The sequence below is a fragment of the Kribbella voronezhensis genome, assembly GCF_004365175.1.
Taxonomy (GTDB): domain Bacteria; phylum Actinomycetota; class Actinomycetes; order Propionibacteriales; family Kribbellaceae; genus Kribbella; species Kribbella voronezhensis.
In genome coordinates this window covers 478,719-494,038 of sequence record NZ_SOCE01000003.1, presented here as the reverse complement: position 1 = coordinate 494,038, position 15,320 = coordinate 478,719, and the positions used below count along the sequence as shown (strand labels likewise).

Annotated in this window: 15 protein-coding genes; 7 read left to right on the top strand and 8 right to left on the bottom strand. The window is 68.1% G+C overall.

Annotation, left to right across the window (positions count from 1 at the left end):
• Positions 1-155 precede the first annotated feature (155 nt).
• Together EV138_RS37000 and EV138_RS36995 are read right to left on the bottom strand one after the other, a co-directional pair.
• A complete protein-coding gene (locus EV138_RS37000; protein ID WP_133985470.1) occupies positions 156-449 on the bottom strand; it encodes a hypothetical protein in 294 nt (97 codons plus the stop codon).
• A 25-nt stretch (positions 450-474) separates the two neighbouring features.
• Complete coding sequence (locus EV138_RS36995; protein WP_133985468.1) at positions 475-930, bottom strand: carboxymuconolactone decarboxylase family protein; 456 nt, start codon at positions 928-930, stop codon at positions 475-477.
• 176 nt (positions 931-1,106) lie between these two features.
• Here EV138_RS36995 and EV138_RS36990 point away from each other — a divergent pair, with 176 nt between their 5' ends.
• Positions 1,107-3,428, top strand: a complete 2,322-nt coding sequence (locus EV138_RS36990) for an XRE family transcriptional regulator (protein WP_133985466.1) — start codon at positions 1,107-1,109, stop codon at positions 3,426-3,428.
• A 4-nt stretch (positions 3,429-3,432) separates the two neighbouring features.
• Positions 3,433-3,708 (top strand): hypothetical protein, encoded by a 276-nt coding sequence (locus EV138_RS36985; protein WP_133985464.1) that lies wholly within the window; start codon positions 3,433-3,435, stop codon positions 3,706-3,708.
• A 225-nt stretch (positions 3,709-3,933) separates the two neighbouring features.
• Here the strand turns inward: EV138_RS36985 and ggt are convergent, their stop codons facing one another.
• The 4 genes from ggt to miaA all read right to left on the bottom strand — a co-directional run bounded on the left by ggt (position 3,934) and on the right by miaA (position 8,013).
• On the bottom strand, positions 3,934-5,757 hold the full coding sequence (ggt, locus tag EV138_RS36980; protein ID WP_133985463.1) for a gamma-glutamyltransferase: 1,824 nt from the start codon (positions 5,755-5,757) through the stop codon (positions 3,934-3,936).
• 76 nt (positions 5,758-5,833) lie between these two features.
• Entirely contained in the window at positions 5,834-6,514 is a 681-nt protein-coding gene (locus EV138_RS36975; RefSeq protein WP_133985461.1) for a hypothetical protein, read from the bottom strand.
• 1 nt (position 6,515) lies between these two features.
• Complete coding sequence (locus EV138_RS36970) at positions 6,516-7,037, bottom strand: SigE family RNA polymerase sigma factor (protein WP_133985459.1); 522 nt, start codon at positions 7,035-7,037, stop codon at positions 6,516-6,518.
• Positions 7,024-8,013: a tRNA (adenosine(37)-N6)-dimethylallyltransferase MiaA gene (gene miaA, locus EV138_RS36965; RefSeq protein WP_133985457.1), complete on the bottom strand. Its 990-nt coding sequence runs from the start codon at positions 8,011-8,013 to the stop codon at positions 7,024-7,026. Before miaA ends, EV138_RS36970 begins: the two co-directional genes overlap by 14 nt.
• 178 nt (positions 8,014-8,191) lie before the next feature.
• Here miaA and EV138_RS36960 point away from each other — a divergent pair, with 178 nt between their 5' ends.
• The 5 genes from EV138_RS36960 (at position 8,192) to EV138_RS36940 (ending at position 13,075) form a co-directional block, all read left to right on the top strand.
• Entirely contained in the window at positions 8,192-8,410 is a 219-nt protein-coding gene (locus EV138_RS36960) for a hypothetical protein (protein ID WP_133985455.1), read from the top strand.
• A 90-nt stretch (positions 8,411-8,500) separates the two neighbouring features.
• Entirely contained in the window at positions 8,501-8,746 is a 246-nt protein-coding gene (locus EV138_RS36955) for an antitoxin (protein WP_133985453.1), read from the top strand.
• A gap of 335 nt (positions 8,747-9,081) precedes the next feature.
• Positions 9,082-9,546, top strand: a complete 465-nt coding sequence (locus tag EV138_RS36950; protein ID WP_133985451.1) for an NUDIX hydrolase — start codon at positions 9,082-9,084, stop codon at positions 9,544-9,546.
• A gap of 138 nt (positions 9,547-9,684) precedes the next feature.
• Entirely contained in the window at positions 9,685-11,568 is a 1,884-nt protein-coding gene (locus EV138_RS36945; RefSeq protein ID WP_133985449.1) for a LamG-like jellyroll fold domain-containing protein, read from the top strand.
• Between the two features lie 310 nt (positions 11,569-11,878).
• Positions 11,879-13,075 (top strand): hypothetical protein, encoded by a 1,197-nt coding sequence (locus EV138_RS36940; protein WP_133985447.1) that lies wholly within the window; start codon positions 11,879-11,881, stop codon positions 13,073-13,075.
• Positions 13,076-13,144: 69 nt separating this feature from the next.
• On the opposite strand, the gene EV138_RS36935 is transcribed toward EV138_RS36940, so the two are convergent.
• Positions 13,145-13,810, bottom strand: a complete 666-nt coding sequence (locus EV138_RS36935) for a phosphotransferase (RefSeq protein WP_133985445.1) — start codon at positions 13,808-13,810, stop codon at positions 13,145-13,147.
• Between the two features lies 1 nt (position 13,811).
• The gene (gene miaB / locus EV138_RS36930; RefSeq protein WP_133985443.1) at positions 13,812-15,302 is read right to left on the bottom strand and encodes a tRNA (N6-isopentenyl adenosine(37)-C2)-methylthiotransferase MiaB; all 1,491 of its coding nucleotides are present in this window, start codon (positions 15,300-15,302) and stop codon (positions 13,812-13,814) included.
• Positions 15,303-15,320: the final 18 nt, after the last annotated feature.

Sequence of the window (15,320 nt, the reverse complement as noted above, 5' to 3'; positions counted from 1 at the left end):
CCGCGCGATGCGGGGCGCGGACCGGCTGTGGGTCGTGGACTTCCGCCGTACTGGTCTCGCGGGAGCGCCAGAACCGGCGGCGCTCGTCGAGTTCCGGACGCGGCTCACCCCCGGGCGCCGCAACCCTTTCGAGGGCGGCGTCTTACGGCTCGGCGTCAGCGCTCGTCGACGATCTCGCCGTTCAGCGCAGCGGCTTCGGTGAGGAACGACTGGACGGCGGCTGCCTGGGGCGAGCCGGCTGCCGGGAAGGCAGCGGCCATCTGCTCGAAGGAGTCCCAGCGCCAGGTGTCGCGGTAGGTCCCGTCCTCCAGGCGGATCAACTGGACCTGCGCCAGACCCGGGTACTCCGCCCGCAGCCCGGCGACCAGAGCCGCCCGCCGGCTGAGGAACTCGGTCAGCTCATCGGGGCCGACCCGGTAGGTGTGCATTCGTACGGCGATCGTGTTCATCGGGTTCTCCTCGGGAGGTGTTCGCTCAGCCCCAGGCGCCGGCGATCTGACGGGTGATGGCGTTGAGCCGGTTGAACAGGTTGGTGACCCCGATCATCAGGACGAGCGCGGCCAGCCCCCGCTCGTCGTAGTACTTGGCGGCCTCGTCCCAGACCTCGTCGGAGACTCCCCCGGCGCCGTCGGCCAGCCGGGTCGCGCCTTCGGCGAGGGCCAGCGCGGCCCGCTCGGCGTCGGTGAAGTACGTCGTCTCCCGCCAGGCGGCCACCGTGCCCAGCCGGTCGTCGGTCTCACCGTTCTTGCGGGCGGTCTTCGTGCCGCCGTCCACACAGGCGCTGCACCCGTTGATCTGGCTGACCCGAAGGTGGACCAGTTCCAGGGTGGTGTCCGGTACGCCGCCCAGCTTGGCCGCGCCCATCAGCTTCTGCGCCGGGCCCATCGCCTCGGTGATGACCATGACCGGGTTCTTCATCCGTGACTGCATCGTGCTGCTCCTTCTCGGTGTGGTTCTCGTTCGGTGTGAACAGGACCGATCGGACCACCGGGAGCACCGTCCCAGCGAGGTCGGTGGGACACCGTGGGACAGCCGACCGGCCGCCCACCTGCACTAATCTGCAGCGAAGAGATCGTCCCGGGCTGGGACAGGGCGGAAGGTGGGGCGTGACACAGCGGGCCGAGTCGCCCCGCACCGAGCTGGCCGGGCGGTTGCAGGCGATCCAGAAGCTGTCCGGGCGCAGCTTGCGCGAGTTGGAGCGGGCGACCGGCATCAGCTCGTCGTCGCTGTCGCGGTACTTCGCGGGCCGCAGCCTGCCACCCTGGTCCTCGGTTGTCGCGTTGTGTCGCCTCGTGCGGCGCGATCCCCGGCCGCTGCGGGAGCTCTGGGAGCTGGCGTCCCAGCTCCCCCCGCCACCGCCGGCCGCCGCGGTGCGTCCGAAGGTGGCCGGCCGCAACGACCTGCCGCTGGATGTCGCGGACTTCACCGGACGGCAGGAAGAACTCGACGCCGTGCGGCAGAGCCTGCTCGCAGCCCGGGCGGTCGCGATCGACGGGATGGCCGGCGTCGGCAAAACCTGCCTGGCGGTCCATTTGGCACATCAGCTGGCGCCGGAGTACGCCGATGGTCAGCTGTATCTCGACCTGCACGGTTTCACGCCTGCCCGTGAGCCGCTGGAGCCGGTTGCGGCGCTGCGGATGTTGCTGGCCGCTCTGGAGATCCCGACTGCCGACAGCCTGGCCGGCGTGGAAGAGCTCGCTGCGCTCTGGCGAGCGGAGTTGGCGCAGCGGCGAGTGCTGGTCCTGCTGGACAACGTCGCTGACGCCGAGCATGCCCGGCCGTTGCTTCCCGGAGCCGGCGCCAGCGCCGTCCTGATCACCAGCCGCAACCGGCTCGTCGAGCTCGACCAAGTACCGCCGGTGTCGTTGGACGTGCTCGGAGCTGCCGACGGGATCGAGCTCCTCCAGCAGGCGAGCGGTCCGGGCGACCGGGTGGCGAAAGAACCCGAAGCGACCGCCGAGGTACTACGGCTGTGCGGCGGGTTGCCGTTGGCCATCAGATTGTCGGCGGCGCGGCTGCGGCATCGTCCCGGCTGGACCATCGGCGTGCTGGCCGACCGGCTGCGAACCGGCTCCGACCATGTCGACACGGCGCTGTCGATGTCGCTTCGCCAACTCGATCACGGCCAACGGCGAACCTTCCGGCTGCTCGGTCTGTTGCCTGGAGCAACCTTTGATGCATACGTCGTGGCCGCGCTCACCGGCAGCAGCCTGGCAGCGACACAGACTTCGCTCGAGGACCTGGTCGACAGCCATTTGGTGCAGGAACCGCGACCGGCCGTTTTCCGTTTGCACGATCTGGTGCGCGGCTTTGCGGGGCGGCTCGCTACGGCCGAGGAATCATCGGCGGACCAGCGGCAGGCCGTAGTACGGGTGCTGGACTACTACCTGCACAGCGCGGCGGCGGCCGGCAAGCTGCTTCGGTATGCGTACCCGGACGAGACACCGCTGCCTTGTCCAGCGCCGGCTGCCCTGCCTGCGTTCGCCGGTCAGGAGGCCGCGCTGGCTTGGTTCGACGAGGAATATCCGAACCTGGTCGAGGCTCTGACGGTTGGCTCCGATCTGCACGTCAGCCGCCTGCCGCGACTGCTCCGCCCCTACTACTTCCGCCGCGCCGCGTCCGCCGACGAGAACCGTCTGCTCGAGCAGGCACTGGCAGCGGCCGAACGCCTTGGCGACCCCGCAGTGGTCGCTGCCGTGCAAGCGGATCTCGGCTTCGCCCGCTACAGCGCCGGCCGCTTCCCGGAAGCCTTGCAGTACTACGAATCGGCGGCGACGACGATGCCGGAGTCGGCCTCTCTTGCGGTACGCCGTGGCTATCTTCACCAGGATCTCGGCGAGACCTCGCAGGCGATGGAACTGTTCAGGTCGGCCGCCGAGCTGTTCGACCGGGACCAGCAGCCGAAGGGAGTCGCCCACGCGACGGCGTTCCAGGCCTGGGCGGCGTACCAACTCGGCCAACTCGACGAAGCCGCCGCGCTCGCCCGTACGGCGCTGGCTTTGCAGAGCGATGCGGAGGACTGGCCGCCGCCGATCACCGCTCTGGTCACCCTCGGCGCTGCGATCGGCGCGACGGATCCGGCGGGGGCGATCGCGTACCTGACCGACGCGTTGCGGCTGGCCCGCGAGGACGACCACGTACAGAACCAGGCCTGGTGCCTCAACTACCTGGCCGTAGCTCTACGCGAGGCCGGACGCTACGAGGAAGCACTCGCGACTCATCGGAAGGCGCTGCAGCTCGTCGAGGATTCCGCAGAACGCCAGTGGGCGGTCAACTTCCTGAACAGCTATGCCGAAACTTCCCTGGCGGCCGGTCTGGCCGACCATGCACGCGCGATCTACCAGCAGGCTCTGGAACTCGCCGAGTCGACCGGCTACGCACACGAGGCAACGGTCGCACGCGCGGGCCTCGCCGCGGTGTCCCAGTAGGCTGATGACCATGGACCTGGTCGCCTGTTTCTTCGAACGCGAGGACGCGGAACACGTCGCGGACGCGCTCGATGGAACGCTCCGCCGAGGCCACTTCCAGGGCGAGGACGACGACGAGGACCACCCTTGGACGGTTCTCCTCCCCGCCACTACGGATCTGACGGTGCTGGATGGCTTACTCACGCAGTACGAGGGGTGGCTGGAATCTCCGGCAGCTGACCAACCGGTCCCCGAACCAGCACCTTTGCCGTCAGCCCCCAAACGCTTGAAGAACAGCTGAGTAGGTGCTCCGATTCGCACTGGGTGGTGACGACCAGGCACGTACCAGCGCAGTTCGCTTGGCGGAGCCGCGACGTAGGAGCGTTGTTTCGGGTGGGGGGAGCCGCGACGCGGGAGCAGGCGACGGGGCGGGCCTACTTAGCCGCGACGCCAGGAGCCGGCGTTTCAGGGTGGGTGGGAGCGGCGACGGAGGAGCTGCGTGGGGCGGCTCCTCCGTCGTACCGGCTCAGTTCGGCCAGAGTTGGTGGACGGTTCCGGCGGCGCCACCGCCTCGGCGTTTGGGTTCGGCTGCTGCGAGATAGCCGCCGCCGGGGAGGAACTCGAGCGCCGCGACCGCGCCGATTTCGGCTGCTGAGGTGAGTGCGTCGCCGGATGGGACGAGGACGTGACCGTACGGCGCCAAGTCCTTGCCATAGGCATCGATGAAGGGCGGCTCCGCTGTCACCGTCGCCGTGTTGCGTTGGGAAGCACGCGGGGCGGCGATCGCCTCAGGCAGCGTCATCCCGCGGTCCAGCCGGTTGGTCAGGGTCTGCAGGACCGTGGTGATGATCGTCGAGCCACCAGGAGAGCCGAGAGCGAGGAACGGCTTGCCGCCACGGAGCACGATCGTCGGCGACATCGAGGAGCGGGGGCGTTTGCCGGGCTGGATCCGGTTCGGGTCGGCCGGGTCGTAGGCGGCGGAGAAGTCGGTCAGCTCGTTGTTCAGCAGGAAGCCGCGACCCGGTACGAGGATGCCGCTGCCGCCGGTCTGCTCGATCGTCAACGTGTACGAGACGACGTTGCCCCACTTGTCAGCGGTGACTAGGTGAGTCGTCGACAACCCTTCGGTATCGGGCCGCTGCGTCGTGGCGACACCCGGCGTGCACGGCGAGTAGCTGCCGTCCGGCGAACCGGCCTTCAACGGCTTCACCAACGCGTGATCCGGATCGATCAAGCAGGACCGCTCAGCGCCGAAGCCGCGCGACAACAACTCCTTCACCGGCACATTCACGTACGCCGGATCGCCCACGTAGGCGGCGCGATCGGCGAAGGCGAGCGCCGACGACTCGAGGTACGTGTGCAGAGCCTGCGGCGTCGACATCTTCGACAGGTGCTGCGGCGCCAGGATGTTCAGCGCCTCACCGACCGTCGTTCCACCGGACGACGACGGCGCCATCCCGTAGACGTCGAGTCCTTCGTAGTGGACCTTCGTCGGGTCCCGCTTGATGACCTTGTACTTCGCCAGGTCAGCGGTCGTCAGATAGCCGGGCATCACCGGCAAGGTCGCGCCCGGTGCCTTCGGCGGGGTCTGCACGACCTTCTCGATCTCGTGCGCGATCGGCCCGCTGTAGAAGGCGGACGGGCCTTTGCGGCCCAGCAGTTCGTACGTCTTCGCCAGGTCCTTGTTCTTGAACACCGATCCGACCACCGGCGCGTCTCCACCGGGCAGGTAGAGCTTCGCGGTCGGCGTGATCGCCGAGAAGCGGGCCTTGTTGTCGAGCGTCTGGTTGCGGAAGGTCTGGTCGATGACGAAGCCGCGGTCGGCCAGGTTCGCGGCGGGCTGCAGGGCCTTGCCGAGCGAGAGCGATCCCCAGTTGTGCAGAGCCGAGTCCCAGGTCGCCAGCGTGCCGGGGATTCCGACCGAGACGCCCGAGGTGACGAGTTCGGGGAAGAAGTTGTACGGCTTGCCGGTCGCCGGGTTGATGAAGGCGTTGTTCGGCATCGTCGCCGGCGCTGTCTCGCGGCCGTCGAGCGTGTAGACCTTGTGGTTCTTGGCGCTGTAGTAGACGAAGTAGCCGCCGCCACCGATACCGGCGGAGTACGGCTCCGTCACGCCCAGCGCGGCCGCCGTCGCGACTGCTGCGTCGACCGCGTTGCCGCCGTGCCGGAGTACCGACAGGCCGATGTTGGTGGCGTCGGCATCGACGGAGGCGACGGCACCACCGAAGCCGATCGCGGTGGGCGTCTTCACCGGCGGGGCGTGCCGGTGGGCGACCGCCGTACTGGCAGTCAGGCCGGACAGGACGAGCGCGCCAGCCGTCAGGGCTGCGGCCAAGCTTTTCGGTGTCACCGGGTCCTCCGCGGGTCGGCGTACAGGGACAGGCCCTGCCTACCTGCTCGGCGACGCAAACGCCAGTCGAACCGTGTCAGGACACCGTGCAGGATGCCATGAACCGCTGCAGTGAGGCGTCGTCCCAGCCCGGATGCTCGGTGGGCAACTGAACCACCAGCCAGCGCTCGCCGAGCTTGACCTGACCGACCTCGCGACCGGCCGCCGTCCCGATGTGGAAGACCTTGCCACCGGCCTGCGTCACTCGCACCGACAACAGACTCTGCGCGTCGGCGGCGGACCGCAGTACGAGCTTGGCCTGGTCGTCGGACGTTCGGGCACTCGGAGGGGTCAGTACTACGCGGTCGGCGGCGATCGGGGTCTGTGGGGTCCAGCCCTGCGGCACGAGCGTGCAGGCGACTGTGCTCCAGGGCTTGGTGTTCGGGACCAGTTCCAGGGCGGCACCGGCGAAGGTCGAGATCGTCTCCTCGCTCTGTGGCGTAGCCGGACTGGGGGTGGGAGTCGCGGAGGCCTCGGCCGGCGCGCCGCCAGTGGCGACCTCCTTGTCGGGACCGCCCCACCACTTCAACTGGTTGCCGAAGCCGAACACGGCCGTGGTGACAGCGGCGATGCAGAGCACACCGGTGGTCCGCCGGCGCGCCCGGATCCGGAACAGCGCCCGGCGACCACGCGCCACATCCGCGTCCACGTCGGCCGGCGGCAGGCCGTCGACCGCCTGGTCGGCGAACTGCGTCAGCAGCAACTTCACGTCGTCCACGTCAACTACTCCCGGTCGCGGGATCGGCGGCCGGGTCCTCGGCCATCAGATCCTTCAGTCGTTTCAAAGCTTTCGCCGTCTGGCTCTTCACAGTCCCCTCGGTGCACTCCAGGATGCGCGCGCAACTGGCGACGTCGAGATCCTGGAAGTACCGCAGGACCAGGACCGCCCGTTGCCGCGGCGCCAGGTCGAGCAGCGCGCGCCGGACGGCCAGCGTGTCCACCTGGTCCGTCTCCTCGGACAGCCGTGGTTCGAACGTCTCGGCGGTCACCACCTCGGGGTGGCGGCCGGCCCGGCGGCGCTCGTCCAGGAAGGCGTTGACCAGGATGCGATGGGCATACGGCCCCGCGCCCTCGTGCCGGATCCGGTGCCAGTGCACGTACACCCTCGTACACGCGGTCTGGACCAGATCTTCGGCGGTGTGCACATCGCCCGCGGTGAGCAGCATCGCCGTACGCATCAGTCTGGTGCGATCCGCGAGCACGTACTCGCGGAACTCGGCCTCGCGGTCACCCCCTCGCATCCACAGCCCCCAGGCCTTCTTCCACCCCATCTACGCCGCCCGGCGCCGAACGGTTGCCCTGGACCACGGACTCTCGTACGACGGTTGCCGCGCGCTCGACGAGGTCGGGATCGTCGTAGGCCAGCCAGGTGATCCGGGGGTCCTTGCGGAACCAGGAATCCTGCCTCCTGGCGAACCGCCTGGTCGCCTGAGCCGTCCGCTCGCGCGCCTCGGCCTCACTGATCTCACCGGCGAGCAGCGCGATCACCTGGGAGTACCCGAGCGCGCGGTTCGCCGTACGGCCGTCCAACAGGCCCTTGCCGAGCAGGTCGCGGACCTCGTCGACGAACCCGTTCTCGAACATCCGGTCCACCCGGCGGCCGATCCGTTCGTCGAGGACCGGCCTGGGCACGTCGAGTCCGAGCTGGACAGCACCCGGGTAGATGTAGGTGTGTTCGGGCAGGGTCGCGACGTACGGCGTACCGGTGATCTCGATGACCTCCAGCGCACGCACGATCCGCCGGCCGTTGCTCGGCAGGATCTGCTCGGCGGCAGGCGGGTCCACCTCGGCGAGACGCCGGTGCAGTTCGCCGGACCCGTGCTCGGCCAGCTCGGCCTCGAGCCGTTCCCGTACTGCGGGGTCGGTGCCCGGGAACGCGAAGTCGTCCAGGATCGCGCGGACGTACAGCGCGGAGCCGCCGGCGAGCACCGGCACCACCTGACGCCGCAGACAGTCGTCGATCGCGGCCCGGGCGAGTTGCTGGAACTCCGCGACGGTCGCGGTCTGCGTGACGTCGAGGATGTCGAGCAGGTGATGGGTGATCCCCTGCCGCTCGGCGACGGTGATCGTCGCGGTACCGACGTCCATCCCGCGGTAGACCTGCATCGCGTCGGCGTTGACCACCTCACCGTGCAATCGCTTGCACAGGGCAACGGAGAGGTCGGATTTGCCGGCCGCGGTGGGACCGACGACCGCGACGACCAGTGGCACGACCATCCGACCAGTGTGACAGTGCCTGCCCTGATCCACGGTAGGAGGCGTGAACTCTTGCCCAAGACTGGGGCCGAAGGGGTTGTGATGACCCTGTGTGTTCGGTAGGAACGGAGGCAAGGAGTGCGGTCCGCTCTGGGGGGCCGACACGATTCAGCGCAGTACCGACTCGGGAGGACATACAGTGACGAATCCGTTCGACGAAGAGACCGACGCGGCCAAGGACGCCCTGGACCTGGACGGCGAGTTCGACGCCGCCAAGCGCAGTGGTGGCGATGTGGAACTGAAGGGCAAGAGCGGCGGCGACGTCGAGGCCAAGAGTGGCGGGGACGTCGAGGTCGGCGGCGACGACCCGGAGGAGAGCGGCGGCGACGTCGAGGCACCGCCGGCCGGCGGAAACTGAGACATCCCACACTCGGGGGCTTCCAGGTGGGAAGATCACCGCTAGCTGTCTGTAAGTAGTTCACTACGCTAGGAATGGGAGCCCCACGAGATGGGCATCTTCGACAAGTTCAAGGGCAAGGCCGAGGAACTCAAGGACAAGGCGACCGACCTCGTCGACCAGCACGGCGACCAGGTCGGCGGGGGTCTCGACAAGGCCGGCGACTTCGTTGACGAGAAGACCGGCGGCAAGTACGGCGACAAGATCGACCAGGGTGTCGGCGTCGCCAAGGACCGTCTCGACGGTCTCGACGGTCAGGACGACGACATCGACAACGGGCCGAACAACCCCGCCTGACGTCTCGTCTCCGAAGGGCCGCGAGGATTCGTCCTCGCGGCCCTTCACTGTTCCCCCTTCCTTTCGGTTTCCTCGCCCGGGTGCTCTTGCCGGGTTGGCCCTTGCCGGGTTGTCCTCGCCCGGTGCCCTCGCCGGGTTGCCCTTGCCGGGTTGCCCTCGCCCGGCGCCCTCGCCGGGTTGCCCTTGCCGGGTTGCCCTCGCCCGGTGCCCTCGCCGGGTTGCCCTTGCCGGGTTGCCCTCGCCCGGGGCCCTCGCTGGGTTGGCCTTGCCGGGTTGCGCTCGGTGGGTCGGCCTTGGCGGTTCGGGTTGTCGGCAGGTCCGTCTAGGGTTGCGGCATGGATCGGTTCCAGGTGATTCCGGCGGCGTACGTCGTGCTTCGGCGCGGCGACGAGGTGTTGTTGCTGCTCAGGGCCGACACCGGCTACATGGACGGCTACTGGGCCGTGCCCGCCGGCCATGTCGAGAAGGACGAGTCGGTGCTCGCCGCCGCGATCCGCGAGGTCCGCGAGGAGGTCGGCGTCGAGATCGACCCGGCCGACCTGCTCCCCCTCACCGCGATGCACCGCACCGGCGGCAACGGCCGGCCGATCGACGAACGCGTCGACTTCTTCTTCACCACCACCCGCTGGCGTGGCGAACCCCGCCTGATGGAACCAGGCAAAGCAGCCGGCCTCGGCTGGTACTCCCTGGACAACCTCCCCGACCCGGTCGTCCCCCACGAGGCCCGAGTGCTCGCCGGCGTCCGCTCCGGCGGACTCCCCGCGATCATCGCGCAGGGCTTCTCGCCCGACTCCCCCTGACTGCCCGGGCCACCTCGCCTTCGAAGGCTCGCGCCTTGACGTAGCGCCGACGAAGAAGGCTGTTCTTTCGCCGTTCACCGTCGGGCCGGGTGAGAGGCTCTACAGTGCCTTCGTTGTCAACGACTGCGGAGGCACTGAATGACCATCCACAACGACGGTACGAGCCGGCGGCGGCTGCTTCAGGCCGGTGCTACCGGCGTCGGCGCGCTCGGAGTCGGGGCTCTGCCGGGCGCTCTTTCACCTGCCTTCGCCGGTACGACGACTGACACCGCCTCGACGATGGGCGACACCGCCTCGGCGGCGGTCACCACCGGCGCGGCTGCGCGGCGTACGGGGGATCCGGACAGCCCGCGATTCACGCTCGCCGTCGTGCCGGACACGCAGTACTTGTTCGACACCGACCGGGGCGATCCCGCGCCGTTGACCGCGAGCTTCGAGTATCTGATCGAGCAGCGGGCCGCGGACAACATCGTCTTCACCGCGCATCTCGGCGACGTGGTGGAGAACGCGCTCACGATGGAGTTCGCCCAAGCGGCCCCTGTGTTCGACGTACTCGACCGTGCCCGGATGCCGTACTCCGTGCTCGCGGGCAATCACGACATCGACGGCAGCACCGACGACCAGCGCGGCGATACGCCGTACCTGCAGACCTTCGGGCCGCGCCGGTTCCGCAGATCGAGCACGTACGGCGGGTCGACGCCGGACGGGTACAACTCGTACCACGTGTTCCGCGCGGCCGGCCGGCAATGGTTGCTGCTGGCAATGGACTGGCGACCGTCGGACGCCGGCTTCGCGTGGGCGCGCAAGGTGATCGCCGACCACCCTCGGATGCCGGTCATCTTGACCATCCACGAGCTCGTCTACGCCGATGCCGGGGACCCGGTGGCGAAGTTCTCCGACCACGGCAACCGCGTCTGGGAACAACTTGTCGACGGCAACGACCAGATCTTCCTCACCCTGAATGGTCACTTCTGGCCGTCCGGCCGCGTGATCCGGCAGAACAAGGCCGGCCACGACGTGCACCTGCACATCACCAACTACCAGGACCGGTACTACGGCGGCTCGGCGATGATCCGCCTCTACCACTTCGACCTGGCGCGCAACACGATCGACGTCGAGACCATCTCGCCGTGGATCCTGGAGCAGCAGCCGGCCCGGCGCAGCCTGCTGGCCGAGGGTGAGCTCGAACTCACCGACGAGACCAACCGCTTCTCAGTGCCTCTCGACTTCACCGCCCGTTTCGCCGGGTTCGACCCGCAGCCGGTCCGTCCGGAACGCCCGGCGCGCGAACTGGTCATCCCCGGCACGCTCGCCTATTGGCGACTCGATGGAGCTGTTGGCAGCAAGGTGATCGACCGGTCAGGACGCGGCAACGACCTCACCCCGGTCCTGCTGCCGGGCAGCCCGGCCGACAGCCTCAAGACGTCGACCGACCACCACCCGGACCAGCCGGCGCACGCCAGCTGGATATTTGCCGGCGGCAAGGACCCCGCTCGCGGCGGCTACCTCCGTACCGCGGACAACGCGCCACTCAACCGCCAGACCTTCCGCAGCGGCTACACGATCGAAGCCTTCGTCAAGCTGGCCGATGACGGCGCCGACCACGCGTGGGAGGGCCTGCTCAGCCGACTCGGCACCGGCGCCGACGTCGGCAAGACCGGCAGCGACCCGTCCGAGCCGGTCGCGAAGCTCGGCTTCTCCGGCGGTCGCCAGGCCCAGTGGGCGGTCTACCCGCTCGACCAGAACGACACCTTCACGAACTGGGGCCACGAGCAACTCGCCGGCCGCTGGTTCCACCTCGCGGTCGTCAACGACGGCAAACACAGCACCCTGTACGTCGACTCCTCAGAACTCCTCCGCAACCCGGCAACCCCGTCCAACGGCCTCAGCACCACCGGCGCCCCCTGGCTCCTGGGCGCCGGCCACTACGCCAACACCATCGACCAAACCTTCGCCGGCACCATCGGCGACGTCCGCATAGTTGACCACGCCCTCAAACCAAGCCAGTTCCTCAACGCCTGATCCCACGCCGCTCCTCCGTCGCGGCTCCCGCCCGCCCGTAGTTCGCAGCTCCTCCGTCGCTGCTCAGACAAACCCGCGGTGGCTGAGGCGAGCCCGCCTGTGACTGAATGTGCCGCGTTGCGTTTCTCATTGAGCTCGATACACCGTCCCCAAACGAAAGGACCGCTCGAATAGGTGAGAACGTGCCGCCTCACCATTGTCGATTCGAGCAGAATACTCACGTGGCGACACGAGGCTGCTAGCAAGAAGTCACCTGCCCAAGGTGCGGATCCTCTAGCGGCGACGCTCTCAGGGCGCTACCTTGTCAGCCGTGCCGAGCCATCAAGATGCGGTCGCGCGCCCAAAGATCGCCAACTGGATCGCCTTCGCGGTGTTGACGCTTACCTTGCTCGGCGGTGCATTTGTCCTCATCCGGGAAGATGTGCCGCCCCACGAGGCCACTGAGGTCACGACGGTGGAGACCAGCGAGTCCAAAGTAGGCGAAGCTGGAAAGACTTCGTCGTCTACAACAACGCAAAAGACGACGAAACCGGGCGCAGAACCATCGGCAATAGGGCGTCTAGCCACCCCGGTGGCAATACTGTTCACCAAGATCATTCTCCTGCTCGGCACCGCCTTTGTAGCTGCCGCTTTGATCCAACGCACGCTACTCGGCCGCTACGCCATAAAGCTCGGCAGCTTGGTTGAAATCGGCGAGATTCCGGACGATACCAAACCCTTCGGAACTGCACTTCAGAGTCTCGCTGAACAGCCGGCCCGCGTAATCCCCTCCGAATCTACCGCGACAGGCGAAGGGCCTCCTGCTCGAACCGAAAACCGGGAACCCCACGAGGACATCACCGTCGAGACCGCCATCGGCCCGACAGGACTGGTGCAACTGCGGCTCGAACTCGAACGTGTCATCAGATCGCTGGCGGCCCCACCACCTCCACCCGGGGAGCGGTCCGCCATGGCCATGCTGGACGTCCTCATCAATCGCGGAATTGTGCCCGCCGACCTAAGAGGGCCGATCTCGCAACTTCTGCAAGCGGGCGACCGCGCTGCTCATGGCGACCGAGTGCCGGAACGGGTCAGCCGGGCGGCAGAACAATCCGGTCCACCGATCCTCCAATCCTTGGCCCAGCGGCGCGGCTCGGTCGCCCAGCGATTCGAGGATCATGTCCTGGACGTACTCACGGAGGTTGCGCCGACAGATGCGATCGTGCGGGAGAACGCCCTTTTCGGCGGCGCGATTGTCGACGCCATCGTCTCGGCCGGCGAGAAGGAAGTCGCTCTTGAGATTCGATCACGCTTGACGCCTCGGGCCGCAAATGAACGCGAACGAGTCACGAGGTTGATCGAGAATCTTCCCACTGAGGCGCCGATCATTCTGATCGTTGCCGGAGTAGGACTGTCCGAGCGGCAACTGGAGCACATCCGGCGTGGTCGGTCGGGCGCTGTGCATCTTGTCCGCTGGGATGTTGAGGCCGACACCTTGGGACAGCTACTTGAGAGCTGTCTCGAGTAGTCATGCCGTCAGACGCGAGCCTGCAGGCAATAGCAGAACCCGGCCCTCACAAGGAGCGGTGTGAGGGGTTTACTGCGGAAGAAGGGAGCGGATGAGTTCTGCCTGGGCTGGGAGGAGGGCCAGTTCTTCTGGAGTCAGGGTGATGTTGCGGGAGCGGGAAGCCAGGGCGGCGTCGAGGCCGGGGGTGGGGTCGATCGAGTGTGCGAGGTAGGTGGCCAGGGACTCGCGGAGGAGTGGGGAGAGGGTTGCCCAGGCGGGGTCGAGGGCTACCTGGGCGAAGATGATCGCTGTCATGGCGATGTCGAATTCGGGCGGGCCCTCTTCTGCGTTGCGCCAGTCGATGACTACCGGGCCGTCGGGGGTCTGGATCACGTTGTAGGGGTGAAGATCGCCGTGCATGACGACCAGGCCGCGGGTTCCGCTCGGGGGTGGGATGGCGTGGAGGCGGCGGTGCAGGTCGGCGTGGAGGCGGCCCAGTTCGATCGCGGTGATGTCGCCTGCCAGGGCTGCGTCGGCGAGGGTCGGGCCGGTGAGCCGTTGGATGACCATGTCGGCACCGTCGACCTGGCGGACGGCCGGGACCGGGTAGTCGTACTTCGCGACCCAGCGCATGAAGTCGGCCTCGTCGCGCACCAAATGGCCGTTGCGGTAACGCCGTAGTACCCAGGAGTCGTCGATGGAGTAGACATCCGCATCCCGCCCCGAGGCGAACGGCTCCGCGTCGGCTGGGATCACATCAGCCAACTTGGCAGCCGCCGGTTGCGGGTTCGAGTGGCGCGGGCTTCACGCCGATCTGCGGCATCCCGAGCATCACGCCGGGCGAAGCAGAGGGCGAAGTGGCCGGCGCGTCCTGCAGGCGCTCCCAGGCGTCGCCCGCGCGAGTACGCCGTACGGAGCCGAACACGTCGGCCACCAGGTGATGCGGAGCGGCGTACGTGACCTCGACGGTCGCCATGTCACCGGGGCGCGGCTTCTCGACGCCCTCGGGCAGCGCGAAGTGGACGAGCCGGTTGTCCTGCGCCCGCCCGGACAGCCGGTGGGTCGCGGCGTCCTTCCGCCCCTCCCCCTCGGCAACGAGCACCTCGAGCGACCGGCCGACGATCGACTTGTTCTCGGCCCAGGCCATCTCTTCCTGCAACGCGACGAGCCGCTCGTAGCGGTCCTGTACTACGTCCCGCGGCACCTGGTCCTCCATCGACTCCGCCGGAGTGCCGGGCCGCTTGGAGTACTGGAACGTGAACGCGCCGGCGAACCGCGCCTGGCGGACCACGTCGAGCGTGCCCTGGAAGTCCTCCTCGGTCTCCCCGGGGAAGCCGACGATGATGTCGGTCGTGATCGCCGCCTCGGGCATCGCGGCGCGCACGTCCTCGATGATCTTGAGATAGCGGTCGCGCCGGTACGAGCGGCGCATCGCCTTGAGGATCTGGTCCGAGCCGGACTGCAGCGGCATGTGCAGCGACGGCATCACGTTCGGCGTCTCGGCCATCGCCTCGATCACGTCCGCGGTGAAGTCGCGCGGATGCGGCGAGGTGAACCGGACCCGCTCGAGCCCCTCGATGCCGCCGCAGGCGCGGAGCAACTTCGAGAAGGCGTAGCGGTCGCCGAACTCCACGCCGTACGAGTTGACGTTCTGACCGAGTAGGGTCACCTCGAGCACGCCCTCGGCAACGAGTGCCTCGACCTCGGCGAGCACGTCGCCCGGCCGGCGGTCCTTCTCGCGGCCGCGGAGGGCCGGGACGATGCAGAACGTGCAGGTGTTGTTGCAGCCGACGCTGACCGAGACCCAGGCGGAGTACGGCGACTCGCGGCGGGTCGGCAGCGTCGACGGGAACACGTCGAGCGACTCCAGGATCTCGACCTGGGACTCCTCGGCGATCCGGGCCCGCTCCAGCAACACCGGCAGCGAGCCGATGTTGTGGGTGCCGAACACGACGTCCACCCATGGCGCCTTCTTGGTGATGGTCGCCTTGTCCTTCTGCGCCAGGCAGCCGCCGACGGCGATCTGCATCCCCGGCTTCTTCGCCTTCACCGGCGCGAGATGACCGAGGTTGCCGTACAGCTTGTTGTCGGCGTTCTCACGGACCGCGCAGGTGTTGAACACGACCACATCGGCCTGGTCACCCTCGGGCGCACGGACATAACCCGCGTCCTCCAGCAGCCCGCGCAGGCGCTCGGAGTCGTGGACGTTCATCTGACACCCGTAGGTGCGGACCTCATATGTACGCATAACAGCCACCAAGCCTAC

Bases quoted from the DNA above. Each gene is read 5' to 3' on its own strand.
- EV138_RS36955 (WP_133985453.1), top strand. From the start codon at position 8,501: ATGGGCATCTTCGACAAGTTCAAGGGCAAGGCCGAGGAACTCAAGGAC.
- EV138_RS36945 (WP_133985449.1), top strand. From the start codon at position 9,685: ATGACCATCCACAACGACGGTACGAGCCGGCGGCGGCTGCTTCAGGCC.
- EV138_RS36995 (WP_133985468.1), bottom strand. From the start codon at position 930: ATGCAGTCACGGATGAAGAACCCGGTCATGGTCATCACCGAGGCGATG.
- EV138_RS36970 (WP_133985459.1), bottom strand. From the start codon at position 7,037: ATGCGAGGGGGTGACCGCGAGGCCGAGTTCCGCGAGTACGTGCTCGCG.
- EV138_RS36950 (WP_133985451.1), top strand. From the start codon at position 9,082: ATGGATCGGTTCCAGGTGATTCCGGCGGCGTACGTCGTGCTTCGGCGC.
- EV138_RS37000 (WP_133985470.1), bottom strand. From the start codon at position 449: ATGAACACGATCGCCGTACGAATGCACACCTACCGGGTCGGCCCCGAT.
- EV138_RS36985 (WP_133985464.1), top strand. From the start codon at position 3,433: ATGACCATGGACCTGGTCGCCTGTTTCTTCGAACGCGAGGACGCGGAA.
- miaA (WP_133985457.1), bottom strand. From the start codon at position 8,013: ATGGTCGTGCCACTGGTCGTCGCGGTCGTCGGTCCCACCGCGGCCGGC.
- miaB (WP_133985443.1), bottom strand. From the start codon at position 15,302: ATGCGTACATATGAGGTCCGCACCTACGGGTGTCAGATGAACGTCCAC.